The sequence below is a fragment of the Pseudomonas sp. S60 genome (assembly GCF_016647865.1).
Classification (GTDB): Bacteria; Pseudomonadota; Gammaproteobacteria; order Pseudomonadales; family Pseudomonadaceae; genus Aquipseudomonas; species Aquipseudomonas parafulva.
The window spans coordinates 58322-73128 of the sequence record NZ_JACVVH010000016.1 but is presented as its reverse complement, the minus strand read 5'-3'; the positions used below and the strand labels follow the sequence as shown (position 1 = coordinate 73128).

General features: G+C 60.5%; 14 protein-coding genes. 13 read left to right on the top strand and 1 reads right to left on the bottom strand.

The genetic code is table 11. From position 1 onward, the window contains the following. The first annotated feature begins 287 nt into the window (after positions 1-287). From IAE33_RS10305 to IAE33_RS10260, 11 genes are all read left to right on the top strand, one after another. Positions 288-746 carry a hypothetical protein gene (locus tag IAE33_RS10305; RefSeq protein ID WP_201163423.1) on the top strand — a complete coding sequence of 153 codons (459 nt, stop codon included), beginning with the start codon at positions 288-290 and terminating at the stop codon, positions 744-746. A gap of 64 nt (positions 747-810) precedes the next feature. Then, positions 811-1182, top strand: a complete 372-nt coding sequence (locus IAE33_RS24920; protein WP_442967365.1) for a KfrB domain-containing protein — start codon at positions 811-813, stop codon at positions 1180-1182. Positions 1183-1426: 244 nt separating this feature from the next. Next, complete coding sequence (locus IAE33_RS10300) at positions 1427-1885, top strand: hypothetical protein (protein ID WP_328804845.1); 459 nt, start codon at positions 1427-1429, stop codon at positions 1883-1885. A gap of 329 nt (positions 1886-2214) precedes the next feature. Next, positions 2215-2757: a hypothetical protein gene (locus IAE33_RS10295; RefSeq protein WP_236403914.1), complete on the top strand. Its 543-nt coding sequence runs from the start codon at positions 2215-2217 to the stop codon at positions 2755-2757. A gap of 63 nt (positions 2758-2820) precedes the next feature. Then, positions 2821-4515 carry a phospholipase effector Tle1 domain-containing protein gene (locus IAE33_RS10290; RefSeq protein ID WP_201163422.1) on the top strand — a complete coding sequence of 565 codons (1695 nt, stop codon included), beginning with the start codon at positions 2821-2823 and terminating at the stop codon, positions 4513-4515. A gap of 50 nt (positions 4516-4565) precedes the next feature. Then, complete coding sequence (locus tag IAE33_RS10285) at positions 4566-5282, top strand: TraX family protein (RefSeq protein WP_328804844.1); 717 nt, start codon at positions 4566-4568, stop codon at positions 5280-5282. Between the two features lie 10 nt (positions 5283-5292). Beyond that, entirely contained in the window at positions 5293-5832 is a 540-nt protein-coding gene (locus tag IAE33_RS10280; protein ID WP_201163421.1) for an IncP plasmid survival protein KfrC family protein, read from the top strand. Positions 5833-5878: 46 nt separating this feature from the next. After that, a complete protein-coding gene (locus IAE33_RS10275; RefSeq protein WP_201163420.1) occupies positions 5879-7717 on the top strand; it encodes a type IV secretory system conjugative DNA transfer family protein in 1839 nt (612 codons plus the stop codon). Then, complete coding sequence (traF, locus tag IAE33_RS10270; protein ID WP_201163419.1) at positions 7714-8253, top strand: conjugative transfer signal peptidase TraF; 540 nt, start codon at positions 7714-7716, stop codon at positions 8251-8253. The genes IAE33_RS10275 and traF overlap by 4 nt, the downstream gene beginning before the upstream one ends. Positions 8254-8540: 287 nt before the next feature. Beyond that, on the top strand, positions 8541-9260 hold the full coding sequence (locus IAE33_RS10265) for a carbonic anhydrase (protein WP_028633145.1): 720 nt from the start codon (positions 8541-8543) through the stop codon (positions 9258-9260). A gap of 193 nt (positions 9261-9453) precedes the next feature. Further along, on the top strand, positions 9454-10986 hold the full coding sequence (locus tag IAE33_RS10260) for a SulP family inorganic anion transporter (RefSeq protein WP_201163418.1): 1533 nt from the start codon (positions 9454-9456) through the stop codon (positions 10984-10986). Between the two features lie 60 nt (positions 10987-11046). On the opposite strand, the gene IAE33_RS10255 is transcribed toward IAE33_RS10260, so the two are convergent. After that, positions 11047-11688 carry a hypothetical protein gene (locus IAE33_RS10255; RefSeq protein ID WP_060482600.1) on the bottom strand — a complete coding sequence of 214 codons (642 nt, stop codon included), beginning with the start codon at positions 11686-11688 and terminating at the stop codon, positions 11047-11049. Positions 11689-12047: 359 nt separating this feature from the next. On the opposite strand from IAE33_RS10255, the gene coxB reads away from it, so the two are divergent. Both coxB and ctaD read left to right on the top strand, forming a co-directional pair. Continuing rightward, a complete protein-coding gene (gene coxB, locus IAE33_RS10250) occupies positions 12048-13175 on the top strand; it encodes a cytochrome c oxidase subunit II (RefSeq protein WP_201163417.1) in 1128 nt (375 codons plus the stop codon). Between the two features lie 43 nt (positions 13176-13218). Beyond that, the gene (gene ctaD / locus IAE33_RS10245; protein ID WP_201163416.1) at positions 13219-14802 is read left to right on the top strand and encodes a cytochrome c oxidase subunit I; all 1584 of its coding nucleotides are present in this window, start codon (positions 13219-13221) and stop codon (positions 14800-14802) included. The last annotated feature ends 5 nt before the right edge of the window (positions 14803-14807 follow it).

Genomic DNA, 14807 nt, shown 5'->3' with positions numbered 1-14807 from the left:
TTTTACCGGGCCGGTAGCTGGAAAGCCCGATACTCCCTACGACGTATGCCGCTGTGAGCAGGCGTCGTTTCGACGGCGCCTACGCCTGGTTGCCCCTCCCAGTTTTAGGCTAAGGAGATAAATTGAACGGCAAAACCATCAATGCGAGTGCAACCATTGCCGCCTGTGGCACTCGTCATCTCCGAAAGCGCGTACGACTCTGCCTGGGATTTTTCATAATTGGCGTTCTTGGAACCTGCGCGTTCCTACCAGCAGCAACATCAGCGATGCAAAGCTAGGAGTTCACAGTGCCAGAGAAAAAAGGTAATCGACTGTTAAGTTTCCTGAAACCCAAGCTACCAAAGGGGGTATTCCCGCCGATGAAGGGTTTCACGAGCGAGGAGATCGCTACGGCAGCCTGTCAGAATGTCGATCAAATGCTCAAGGAGAGCGATATCGATCCAACCCTTGCACGTGAGTCAATTTTTGACCTCTTCAATCATTTGACGGCTGCCTACAAGAAGGCTGCAGTGGATTACCAGATATCGACGTGGTATCAGAAGCCTTATGATGATCCGTCAGGCCGGTCGGATAGCGTAAAGGCCATGGCTAAAGAGTTCAACGCCTTTACGATTCGGGCAGCCGGCGATGCGTTGATAAACTCGCCATTGAATAACTTGAATAGAGACTTCAAGCGCCGCTACCTCGAAAGCGCAGGCAACGCGGTACAGGACTTGATCGAAACGTTGAATACGCCTTCGAGTTAACTTTAAACAAGGACTGTGTTGGGCATCGCTCTGGTTTAAGAGCGTACTGTCATAGGGATATGCTATGCATGAAAAATTGCCATCCTACGGCAAACTAAGCGCTGATCGAGATCCGCCAGGCCATCAACGGACCAGGTCTTTCAAGTCCAGGGAACGTCGCCTGATACCGTCTGCCAAAGTCCGTGAGACCGCGCTTTCTGAGCGCATGTCAGTCAGCGTGCTGGTCGTGGCTAACGATGAGCATCATATCTTACAAAAGGTTGGCAAGACGGACCAACTCGTCATACATGATCACCGCGGCGTTAGCCCTGACCGAAAGCTGGAAGTCGATAAGAGCACTGCGATCGTTCATAACAAAGGTATTGGCGAAACAAGCCTCAGTTCAGCGCCGAAAACTGATCTTGGCGCGGAAAGGCCTAGCCTCTCACGCCGTTGAAGAGAAGCCATGAATCGCCTAACAGCCTTCGACTAATCAGGGAATCACTGTGAAACAGCTCCAGACACCCGCTAGCGTAAACCCCTCTATCGCCCGTTCGAATATTCGCGTCCTGGCGGTTACTTCGAGCGGTGCCCAGAAAAGCCGGCCACCGCTACGCCTGAATGCGCTGGGCTCATTAATCCTTGGAGCCTGTTTGCTCCTGCCTCTCACGTCATCTGCGCTTCACGCCAAGGAGATTTCCGTGCAAGAAAACCAGAGCAAATACCAACCGTACACCCCAGGCATGAAGCTGCCTGATGGCGTGTTCCCACCCATGCAGGGTTATACCCATGCTGATCTGATCGCCGCTGCGCAGTTACGCGTCGAGGCTTACCTGAAGACGCATGCTGTCGATTCTACTTTGGCGCGGGAATCTCTGATCGCATTGGCGACTCATATGAACGAAAAATTTGAGCGTGAGGGGGTGGAGTATCAGGTATCGAGCTGGTACCAGAAACCTTATGACGATCCTCAAGCGCGCGCTAGAAGTGTCAAGGCCATGAGTGAAGAGTATGGATCGGCCGCCGTTGAGGCAGCGTCTGAGTCATTGGCGGGTTCGCCACTGCTTCACGAAGGCCGGGAATTCTACAAGGGCTATATCGGTGCTGCAGGCGAAGCCGTGCGTGATGTGATTATCACCTTGAACAATCAAGGCGCCTGATCGTACCCATGCAGTATGCACTCGGGCCACCCTCTTGTACTGGAGGCATGCCGAGGGCGGATCAGTCAGGCAGCCGGAAATGGCGTGCATGGGCCTGATCGTAACGTTGAACCTGGCTAAATCAGGTGCGGTCGATTAGTGGCCCCTGGCCACAGTTTTGTCGATATTCTTTGTTCCACGTTAGCCGGGCCCGACCGTGCAGCGTTTTTAACCAGGGAACCGCCCATAGGCGGTGGCAGGGAGGATGAATGATTAGAACCCATGGCGTCAGTACGTCCATTGTTGGCGTTGCCTGTCGCTTTACCAAGCATCATTGGACGCGAGTGCGGATGAGCCTGCTCATCCCGCTGGCGCTGGGCGCCTGCGCGCTCTCGCCCGCCACCTCATCTCTACTTCAAGCCAAGGAGATTTCCATGCAAGACAATCAAGGCCAGTATCAACCCTACACCCCAGGTATGAAGCTGCCTGAGGGCGTCTTCCCACCCATGCAAGGCTACACCCATGAAGATTTGGTGGGCGCGGCGGGTAAACGGGCTGAAGCGGTACTGAAAGAAGCGGGGGTTGATCCGACGCTGGCACGTGAATCACTGTTCGCGCTGGCCCAGCATCTGAACCAGGCACTGGAAGCCCAGAACGTCGAGTACCAGATTGCCACGTGGTACAAAAAGCCTTATGAAAACCCTGCAGACCGTAGCAAGAGTGTCGCTGACATGGCTGAAAGTTTTGGGGCACTGGCCGTGCGCGCCACAACTGAATCTCTTAAAGGCTCACCGCTGCTGGACATGGACAAAGCGTTTCTTCGTAACTACATCAGCAGTGCCGGCGATGGCGTTCACGACTTGATTGCAACCCTGAACAAACCAGGCGCCTGAAGATTGTTGGAAACGGTACTGGGCACCCAGTACCGCTATCGGCAAGAACCATAGGGACATGATATGAGTGATGCCAAGCGTTTCACGGTGTACTTCGACGGCACCGGCAACAACAAAGACCTGAACACCCCTGAGGGTACGCAGACCAACGTTGCGCGCCTATTCGACCTGGATACCGCCCAAGGGACCAACCTGGCGCGCAACTCGGGGCATACCCCGCAGCAGTACGATGCCCAGGCACGTTCCGGCCAGTCAGAGAAAATCTACTTCGACGGTGTTGGCAGCCAGTCGCAGACCTCCGGGCGGTCACTAATCGAGGGTGCTACCGGACGGGGCGCGCAAGAGCGTGTCGACCAAGCCTACGATGCAATTGTGGCGTTTCACAACAAATACCCCGACCAGCAGGTTGATGTGAATATTGTCGGGTTCAGCCGGGGCGCCTCCCAGTCTCGCGCACTGGCCAACAAGTTCATTGACAGCGGTGTGCCGAAATTGGACGGGCAAGGGAAGCCTACCGGGGACTTTCTGATTCCACCTGGCCAAGCCCATGTCAACAAGCTGGGTATCTTCGACACCGTCGCCACTGACGGGTTGTCCAACACCGATACACACTTGGGTAAAAACCTGGAAATCGGCAAGAACGTTGACTCTACCACCCACTTGGTGGCGATGAACGAATACCGTGACACCTTCAAGCTGACCAGTGCCCTGCGCAACGATGACAACTCAAAGATCGAGGAGATCAAGTTCGCGGGTGCGCATTCGCAGGTGGGCGGTGGGTATCAGAATGACGTGCTCGCTGCTGGCCCTCTGGCTGTGATGTACGAGCGTCTGCAGTCGGCAGGCATCGAGCTGAAACCCATGCAGCAGGAAGACGTCAAGCGAGTCGAACAGTACAACCAATTGATCAAAGACCCACAAAAGGTTGAAGCAGCGCTGATCGACTCTCGGCTGCTGAAAGGTGAAAAGGCATTCACCCAAGGCAAGGACGGTGTATACGAAACCATTAATAATACTCCGTTCCCGCTGGAGCGAGGCACCGTCAATATCTTTGATCGTCAGAGCAGGCCTTTCGAGCATGAAACCAACGGCCGCGGTGTAGTCTTCGAAAACGACGATCGGCTTAGCCGTAGCAGCGTGTCCAGAGGTTTTGAAGACCTGGGTGCCAACCTCAAGACATTGGGCCAGAATGCACTTTCTGCCACCGCACGCTTCGTAGGCATGGATACGCGCAAGCAGGCCGTTGACGAAGGCATGGACCAGATAGATCAGCTGAAGGCTGAAAGGGCCGCCGTCGCACAGGGCCAGGTATCTGGCCTGTCCGGTGACCTCAAGGCATCGAGGCCAAATGCCAGCTACATCGAAGGTATGAAGCTGCAGCCAGTACCCGTACCCAATGGCGCCTTACAAGGGCAGCAACAAGACCCTCTTGCCCAACAGCGCGGCGATTCATTCAAGGCAATGGAGGAAAAGGCTCGCAGCCTCAACCCGTCTGCCAGTGTTGGCGAAGCATCGCAAACCGGTCGCAAGGCTACCAGCGGGATGGTGGTTGGGATGGACGAACATCACATCTTGCAGAAAGTTGGGCAAACCGACCAGTTTGTCATCCATGATCGTCGTGACGTCGATGCCAACCGCAACTTCCAGGTGGGCAAGAGTACAGCCATCGTAAATGAGAAAGGCATCGGTGAGGTCGCTCGTAATGCAGCGCCGAAATTGGAGTTGGACACGGGGCTGGGCCAGGCAATGCGTCGGTGACCGAGCTAGATTTGGCCAGGACAGTTGCAGGGCGGCAGGTGCATGAAACTGTGCTTGCCCCTCGTCCGCTGCTGGCTGAGGGCACCCTTCAAACCCTGAAATGGCTCGCCCTGCTGCTGATGACCGGCGATCACATCAACAAGTACCTGTTCAACGAAACGCTCCCCTACCTGTTCGAGGCGGGGCGCATCGCCATGCCGCTGTTCGTGATCATCCTGGGTTACAACCTGGGCCGGCCGAACAGCTGGCAGGCCGGCGCGCACCGACGTACCGCATGGCGTCTGTTGATCTTTGGCCTGCTCGCTACGCCCCCGTTCATTGCCTTGGGCGGGTTGTGGTACGGCTACTACCCGTTGAACATCCTGTTCGCCTTGCTGGTCATCACCCTCACCCTGGCCGCCTGCGAGCGCGCGCTGGCCGGGCAGCGCTGGGCCTGGGGCCTGGCGCTGCTGGTGTTTCTGGTAGGGGGCGCGCTGGTCGAGTTCTGGTGGCCCGCCGTGTTGCTGGGCGTGTGCACAACGTGGTTCGTTCGGCGGCCCAATGCTTTTGCCGCACTGGGTGCGGTGCTGTCGCTGGCAGCGCTTACCTATATCAATGGCAATGCCTGGGCCATGGCTGCGTTGCCCATCGTGCTGCTGGCGCGTGGCATTCGGACGAACCTGCCGCGCTGGCGCTGGCTGTTCTACGCCTACTACCCACTGCACCTCGTGGCGCTGTGGCTGATTCGCATACCCATGGCAAAAGCCGGTTATCTGTTTCTGATATGAGGAGTGTCTGATGAAGATGCCGACCCCCATCAACCCGCCGGCAGACGATGCCGGCCAAGGCCTTGAGGCCCAGGCCCAGGCATTGGCCGCCGAGCAGGCCGCGCTGCTGCAGGGCAGTTCGGTGCAGGCTCGCTATGACCAGGCCCTCGGCGAACTGGTCGAGCAGAAAGCTGACCAGGCGGGCGCGCTGGAACAACGCCTGGAAAACATGCTCGACCGCCAGCAGGCGCAACTGCAGCAGAGCCTGGCGTTGCGCCCTGGCATGATCGCCCTGCCGTCCACCCGCGCTGCCTGGGAGCAGGCGAACCAGCGCTGCCAGGCACGCCTGCAGCAATTACAGGCGCGTTTGGAGCGGGTGCAAGACCTGCACCATGGCATGGGCCTGTATACGCCACGTATCGAAGAGATGGCCGCGCGTCAGTTGCGCGCCGAGCAGCCTGAGCTGGTCGAGCAGTGGAGCCTGCAGCGCCAGGCCGAGCGCAGCCTGACCGAAGCTCAGCGTCGCAGCCTGAGCCCAGAACTGAGCCGCGGCCGGACAACCACGCCGTGAGCCCAACCGCCCTTAACAGTCACCCTTACGTTCACGGAGCCCATCCATGAAACACAACAATGCCGTCGGGCCGCAGATCCGTGGCGGAAAACGCAATGGCGCCAGCCGCTGGCAAGCGTTGCTGGCCATCGCGTTTCTGATCGCAGGGCTGGCCACGGCCACCCAGTTCTTCGCCTATCAGTTCGGCTATCACGCAGCTCTGGGGCCGAACCTTAACGGGGTGTATGCGCCCTGGATGATTCTGGTGTGGGCCGCCCGCTGGTCGGTTGAGCAGCAGGAAGCGTTGATGCGCGCGGGCTCCATCGGGGTACTGGTGACGGGTATTGGCCTGATCACGGTGGTGGTGATACGCATGATCACCAACAACAGCGCCCAGGCCAACGCCTTCCTCCACGGCTCGGCCCGCTGGGGCGAGCGCAAGGACATCGAAAGCGCCGGCCTGCTGGCCGACGAAGGCGTATATGTGGGCGCCTGGCTGGACAAGCGCAACAAGCTGCACTACCTGCGCCACAACGGCCCTGAACATATCCTCACCTTCGCACCCACCCGTAGCGGTAAGGGCGTAGGGTTGGTGATCCCAACGCTGCTGTCGTGGAAACACAGCGCCGTGATCACCGACCTCAAGGGCGAACTGTGGGCATTGACTGCCGGCTGGCGGCAGAAACACGCGGGCAACCGGGTGCTGCGTTTCGAGCCCGCCACGGCCAACGGCTGCGTTGGCTGGAACCCGCTCGAGGAAATCCGCCTGGGCACCGAGTTCGAGGTGGGTGACGTACAGAACCTGGCCACGCTGATTGTCGACCCGGACGGCAAGGGCCTCAACGACCACTGGCAGAAGACTTCCCAGGCCATGCTGGTTGGTTGCATTTTGCACCTATGCTACCGAGCGCAGGACGAAGGCGGTTTCGCCAGCCTGCCGATGCTCGATGCCATGCTCGCCGACCCCAGCCGGCCCATTGCCGAACTGTGGGAGGAGATGACCCATTACGGCCACCTCGATGGCGAGAACCACCCGCTGGTAGGCTCTGCAGCCCGGGACATGCTCGACCGCCCGGCCGAAGAGGCAGGCTCGGTGCTGTCCACTGCCAAGTCGTACCTCTCGCTGTTCCGCGACCCGATCGTGGCCCGCAACGTCGCCCGTTCGGAATTCAAGATCCGCGACCTGATGAATCACGACGACCCCGTCAGCCTGTTCATCATTACCCAGCCCAACGACAAGGCCCGCCTGCGCCCGCTGGTGCGCATCCTGGTAAACATGATCGTGCGCCTGCTGGCCGACAAGATGGACTTCGAGGACGGGCGCCCCAAAGCGCATTACAAGCACCGCTTGCTGATGATGCTCGACGAGTTCCCGAGCCTGGGCAAGCTGGACATCATGCAGGAGTCGCTGGCGTTCGTGGCCGGTTATGGCATCAAGTGCTACCTGATCATTCAGGATTTGTCGCAGCTGCAGGAATTCTACGGGCAGAACGAGAGCATCACTTCCAACTGCCATATCCAGAACGCCTACCCGCCAAACCGGGTGGAAACCGCAGAGCACCTGTCCAAGCTCACCGGCCAGACGACCATCGTCAAGGAACAGGTCACCACCAGCGGGCGCCGCTCAAGCGCGCTGCTGGGGCAGGTCTCGCGCACCATCCAGGAAGTGCAGCGGCCGCTGCTGACCACCGACGAAGCCCTGCGCATGCCCGGCCCTCGCAAGGACAGCAGCGGTAACATTCAGGAGGCCGGCGACATGGTGGTGTACTGCGCAGGGTTCCCGGCGTTCTACGGCAAGCAGCCGTTGTACTTCCAGGACCCTATCTTCACCGCCCGCGCCAAGGTACCAGCGCCGCGTGACAGCGACCGCACCATCGACCTGCGGGAGACGGCACCATCGGCATGAAGCGACCGCTGAGCGTGGCTGCGCTGCTGGGCATCCTGGCCTTGCTGCTGTCTGCGCTGGCCATGCACAGCGGGGCCCGCATCAACGTCACCAGCAGCTTTCCACCGGGTATCTACTGGGTGGTCGACAAGGCACCGGAGAAGGGTGACCTGGTGATGTTCTGCCCTCCCAAATTGCCCCTGTTCGACCTGGCGCATACGCGCGGCTACCTCGGCGGGGGTTCATGCCCCGGCGGCTACATGCACATGATCAAGCGCCTGGTCGCTGAGGCGGGCGACGAGGTGCTGATTGCCGACGCTGGCGTCAGCGTCAACGGCCAACTGCAACTGCGCAGCCAGCTGTTGGCCAAGGACCCAAGCGGGCGCAGCATGCCACGCCCTGCATCGGCGCATTTTCGCCTGGCCGACGGCGAAGTGCTGATGCTCTCCGACTACAGCCGGTTGTCTTTCGACGGCCGGTATTTCGGTACGATACCCCGGGTGCAACTGAATGAGGTGGTCAGGCCGTGGCTGGTGTGGGACCGCTCACCGAAATGAACGCTGGGGGTTAGCTAACCCCAGCCTCACTCATTGCAGTAAATAATTACAGTAATGATGCTTGTCACTTGATGCTTTTTTGCTACCATCGACATCCCGCCTTTCCGTCTGGAACAGCCGTTCTAGAGCCTCCGAATTAAGTTTCAGTTAAGTTTTCCCCGCTAGCGTAGGAAATCAGTCCACACCGACTGTGATTTATGGCAAATGCCTGTCATCTAAATCCCTGCATAGCCAGAATCTTTCACCGGTAAACTGGGTTTACCTACTCACCGTCAAGAGGATGAATCATGCCCGTAAAGGACCCATCCAAGGCCGTACCGCAGGTCCCCGCGGAAAGCGCCGATGCTGCCCTCAAGCACATCGTCGACGGCTTCCTGCGCTTTCACCATGATGTCTTCCCCGAGCAGCAAGAGCTGTTCAAAAAGCTCGCCACGGCGCAAACACCGCGCGCCATGTTCATCACCTGTGCCGACTCGCGCATCGTCCCCGAGCTGATCACCCAGAGCTCGCCCGGCGACCTGTTCGTTACCCGTAACGTCGGTAACGTGGTGCCGCCCTATGGCCAGATGAACGGCGGTGTGTCCAGCGCCATCGAATACGCCGTGATGGCGTTGAAAGTGCACCACATCATCATCTGTGGCCACTCCGACTGTGGCGCCATGCGCGCCGTGCTCAACCCCCAGTCGCTGACCAAGATGCCGACCGTTGGCGCCTGGCTGCGCCATGCCGAGGTGGCCCGCACGGTTGTCGAGAACAACTGCTCGTGTGGCAGTGAGCACGAAAGCATGCAGGTGCTGACCCGGGAAAACGTCATCGCCCAGCTGCATCACCTGCGCACGCACCCCTCAGTGGCATCGCGCCTTGCCGCAGGCCAGCTGTATATCCACGGCTGGGTCTACGACATCGAAACCAGCAAGATCGAAGCCTATGACGCGGCCAGCGACAGCTTCATGCCCCTGGCGGCCGGCGAGCCCGTTCCCTGCGCTACTCCGAGAGGCCGCTACTAAGCGACCCTGACACCCCTGAGCCTTGAATAGCCGGCTGCACCCTGCGGGCGTGCGGCGCGGCCTTCGGCTGCCTTGAATTCCCTGACTGGCGTGCCGGCATTGTCTGCTGGCAGCCCGCGCCTGCGCGCATGTCGGGGCCCAAACGTGCCCATGGCCAGCGGAATGGCCATGTGATCGAGAAAGGAGAAATACGGTGAACATTACACAGCTGAAAGCGGCCCTGCCGCGTGAGTTGCTGGCCTCGGTGGTGGTCTTCCTGGTGGCGTTGCCGCTGTGCATGGGCATCGCGATCGCCTCGGGCATGCCGCCAGCCAAGGGGCTGATCACCGGCATCATCGGCGGCATCGTCGTTGGGTTTCTGGCCGGCTCGCCGCTGCAGGTGAGCGGGCCTGCGGCAGGCTTGGCGGTTCTGGTGTTCGAGCTGGTGCGCCAGCATGGCATGGCCATGCTCGGGCCGATCCTGCTGCTGGCGGGGGTATTGCAATTGCTGGCTGGGCGGCTGCGCCTGGGTTGCTGGTTCCGGGTTACGGCGCCTGCTGTGGTGTACGGCATGCTGGCGGGCATCGGCGTGCTGATCGTGCTGTCGCAGGTGCATGTGATGTTCGACACCACGCCCCAGCCTTCGGGCCTGCAGAACCTGCTGGAGTTCCCGGCAACGGTGGCCGCTGCCCTGCCGCTGGAAAGCGCCGGCATGGGTTGGCAGGCCGGTCCCCTGGGCCTGGGCACCATCCTCATCATGTGGGGCTGGGAGCGGTTTCGGCCACAGCGCTTGCGGTTCATCCCCGGGGCGTTGTTGGGGGTGGCGGCGATGACTGCCATCAGCATGTGGCTGGCGCTGCCAGTCAACCGTGTGCAGGTGCCCGCCGACCTGTCGGAAGCGATCGACTGGATACGCCCCGATGACCTGATGAAGCTGGCCGACCCTGCCCTGCTGGTGGCCGCTTTCGCCCTGGCCTTTATCGCCAGCGCTGAAACGCTGCTTTCGGCTGCGGCCGTGGACCGCATGCACAGCGGCCAGCGTTCGGACTTCGACCGCGAGCTGTCCGCCCAAGGTATCGGCAACATGCTGTGTGGTGTGCTGGGGGCGCTGCCGATGACTGGGGTGATCGTGCGCAGCTCGGCGAATGTGCAGGCAGGTGCCCAAACGCGGGCCTCGGCGATTCTGCACGGCATCTGGCTGTTGGCCTTCGTGGTGGTGCTGAGCAGTGTGCTGCAACAGATCCCCGTCGCCAGCCTGGCTGGGGTACTGGTGTTCACCGGGGTCAAGCTGGTGGACTTCAAGGCGTTCCGCGGCCTGGGGCGTTATGGCCGCATGCCGATGTTCACCTACGCGGCAACCGCGCTGGCGATCATCTTCACCGACCTGCTCACCGGCGTGCTGCTGGGCTTTGCCCTGACCTTGCTGAAGCTGGCCTTCAAGGCCGCGCGGCTGAAGATCAACCTGGTGAGCCTGCCCAAGGCCGGCCATATGGAGCTGCGGCTCAGCGGCGCGGCCACCTTCCTGAAGGTGCCGGCGTTGACCAAGGTGCTGGACAGCGTACCGGCAGGCACAACATTGCATGTGCCCCTGGGCAACCTCAGCTACATCGACCACTCATGCTTGGAACTGCTCGAAGACTGGAGCCGCAGCAATGCAGCCAATGGCTCGCGGCTGCGCATCGAGCACAGGCGCCTGAAGCGGCGGGTGGAGGGGCGCTTGCGCACTACCGCAGGTGTTGGGGCCTAGCTGTGGGCTGGCCCTTGGCGGGTAACACCGCCAAGGGCCAGCCAGCAGGGGGGCGATGGCTCAGGCCGGCTGGCCCAGTTCCACGCCCAGTTGGCGCGACAGGCACGGCCAGCGCTTCCAGGCGGCGCCGGTTTCCGGGCTGCTGAGTTTGTCGCGGTAGCTTTCCACCGACTCTGCGGCAAAGCTTTCGTCATCCAGCATCTCGTCTACCGAGTGGTGCACCACTTCGTCCAGCTGGTTGGCGAAGGCCTCGCCGATCAGTTGGTGGGCGATCAGGTTGGCCACGGTGGTGTCGACCGGGATCAGCGGCTGCTGGAAGTGGCGGATGTACAGGTCATTGACCTCTTCCACCAGGCGGTGCGCCAGGTAGGCTTCGTCCAGCAGGCAATCCAGGCCCACATGCCCCTGCATCACGCTGGGTGGCTGCAGGAAATAGGCTTCTGCAATTTTCAATACGGGTTTGATCTGCGATTCGATGCCGGCCTCGCGGGCGACTTCGTGGGCGGCCTCCAGCAGCTCCGGCACCTGGTCGATGTAGGCGCCGACAAAGCGCGCCAACGTACCTTGGGCGTCCTGCTCCGGCAGCTGGATTGAGGGGTGCAGGTGCGGCAGTTGCAGCGCCAGGCGCTGTTTCAGCTGGCCGGTCTGGCCTTCATGTTGATGGGCTTGGCTCACCTGCTCGCGTACAGCAGCGATGTTCATGACAACTCCAGGGACAAAACGTTTCAAACGGAAGACACTAACTTAGCTGGATATTCAAAATACTTAAGATTCATTTGTTATAAAGGGATCCAATCTGTGTTTTGCTCAGCATATACAGGGCCAACCACGGGGCTTCAGGCCTTCAAGCACACGTGATACGGGCTAAGCGGCCCTCGGCGGGCCGGCCTTCGTTGCGGCCCATCGGCTGCTGTCTATACTCCCGTAGAACGTGATTCGTTGATGAGGCCCGACTGCTTTCAGCTGGGGCTCGGTCGTCGAAGCCAGGCAGTCTTGACCGCCGTTCCCTCTTGCCGCAGGCCCTGCCTCCGGAAAAACAAGAACAAGTAGGGGAACCCGCAATGATGCGACATCCATCTGCGTGGATGGGTCTGCTGTTGTGGTCGGTTCTGGGGCGGGCCAATGCGGCCTGGACCGTGAACATGCACCCTGGGGCGACGGAAGTGTCCAACGCCGTCTTCAGCCTGCACATGACCATCTTCTGGATCTGCGTGATCATCGGCCTGGTGGTGTTCGGCGCGATGTTCTGGTCCATGGTGCTGCACCGCCGTTCCACCGGCCAGCAGCCGGCGCAGTTCCATGAGCACACCCGGGTCGAGATGCTGTGGACGGTCATCCCCTTCCTGATTCTGGTGGCGATGGCCATCCCGGCCACGCGCACCCTGCTGCATATCTACGACGCCAGCGACTCGGACATCGATATCCAGGTCACCGGCTACCAGTGGAAGTGGCACTACAAATACCTGGGCCAGGACGTGGAGTTCTTCAGCAACCTGGCCACCCCTGCCGAGCAGATTCACAACAACGCCCCCAAGGACGAACATTACCTGCTGGAAGTGGACCAGCCCCTGGTGTTGCCGGTGGGTGCCAAGGTGCGCTTTCTGGTGACGGCTGCCGATGTCATCCACTCCTGGTGGGTGCCCGCCTTTGCCGTCAAGCGCGACGCCATACCCGGGTTCGTCAACGAGGCCTGGACCCGCATCGACAAGCCCGGCATCTACCGTGGCCAGTGCACCGAACTGTGCGGCAAGGACCACGGCTTCATGCCGGTCGTGGTGGAGGTGAAGTCCCAGGCCGATTACGACACCTGGCTGAGTGAGCGCAAGGCCGACGCGGCCAAGCTCAAGGAACTGACCAGCAAGCAGTGGACGCTGGACGAACTGGTGGCGCGCGGCGACAAGGTCTACCACACCACCTGCGTGGCCTGTCACCAGGCCGAGGGCCAGGGCCTGCCGCCGATGTTCCCGGCGCTGAAGGGCTCCAAAATTGCCACCGGGCCCAAGGAGGGCCACCTGAACATCGTCTTCAACGGCAAGCCGGGCACTGCCATGGCGGCGTTTGGCAAGCAGCTCTCCGAAGTGGACATTGCGGCGGTGGTCACCTACGAGCGCAACGCCTGGGGCAACAACCAGGGCGACATGGTCACGCCGCAGGATGTGCTGGCCATCAAGCAGGCGCAAGCGCAATGAACCGCCGGGGCCTTGGCGACCAACAGGTTGCAGGAGACAGGACATGAGTGCAGTGATCGATGACCACGCCCAGGGCCATGCGCATGGGCCGGCCAAGGGCCTGATGCGCTGGGTGCTTACCACCAACCACAAGGACATCGGCACCCTGTACCTGTGGTTCAGCTTCACCATGTTCCTGCTGGGTGGCTCGTTCGCCATGGTGATCCGCGCCGAGCTGTTTCAGCCGGGCCTGCAGATCGTGGAGCCGGCCTTCTTCAACCAGATGACCACGATGCACGGGTTGATCATGGTGTTCGGTGCGGTGATGCCAGCCTTCGTGGGGCTGGCCAACTGGATGATCCCGCTGATGATCGGCGCCCCGGACATGGCCCTGCCGCGCATGAACAATTTCAGCTTCTGGCTGCTGCCGGCGGCGTTCCTGTTGCTGGTCTCCACCCTGTTCACCCCTGGCGGCGGGCCCAATTTTGGCTGGACCTTCTATGCGCCCTTGTCCACCACCTATGCACCGGCCAGCGTCACCTTCTTCATCTTCGCCATCCACCTGATGGGGATCAGTTCGATCATGGGGGCAATCAACGTGATCGCCACCATCCTCAACCTGCGTGCACCGGGCATGACCTTGATGAAGATGCCGCTGTTCGTGTGGACCTGGCTGATTACCGCATTTTTGCTGATTGCGGTGATGCCGGTGCTGGCTGGCGTGGTGACCATGATGCTGATGGACATCCACTTCGGCACCAGCTTCTTCAGCGCTGCCGGTGGCGGTGACCCGGTGCTGTTCCAGCACGTGTTCTGGTTTTTTGGCCACCCCGAGGTATACATCATGATCCTGCCGGCCTTCGGCGCGGTCAGTTCGATCATCCCGGCGTTTTCCCGCAAGCCGCTGTTTGGCTACACCTCCATGGTGTATGCCACCGGCGCCATTGCTTTCCTGTCCTTCATCGTATGGGCGCACCATATGTTCGTGGTGGGCATACCGGTGGTGGGCGAGCTGTTCTTCATGTACGCCACCATGCTGATTGCGGTGCCTACCGGGGTGAAGGTGTTCAACTGGGTCAGTACCATGTGGGAAGGCTCGCTCACGTTCGAAACGCCCATGCTGTTTGCCATTGCCTTCGTCATCCTGTTCACCATCGGCGGTTTTTCGGGGTTGATGCTGGCCATCGCCCCCGCCGACTTCCAGTACCACGACACCTACTTCGTGGTGGCGCACTTCCACTATGTACTGGTACCCGGCGCCATTTTCGGCATCTTCGCCTCGGCGTATTACTGGCTGCCGAAGTGGACCGGCCACATGTACGACGAAACCCTCGGCAAACTGCACTTCTGGCTGTCGTTCATCGGCATGAACATGGCCTTCTTCCCCATGCACTTTGTCGGGCTGGCGGGCATGCCGCGGCGTATTCCGGATTACAACCTGCAGTTTGCCGACTTCAACATGGTGTCTTCGATTGGCGCGTTTCTGTTTGGCGCCACGCAGGTGTTCTTCCTGTTCATTGTCATCAAGTGCATACGGGGCGGCGAGCCGGCCCCTGCCAAGCCCTGGGATGGGGCCGAGGGGCTTGAATGGTCGATCCCCTCGCCTGCGCCCTATCACACCTTCCAGACGCCACCTGACGTGGAGTAACCCAC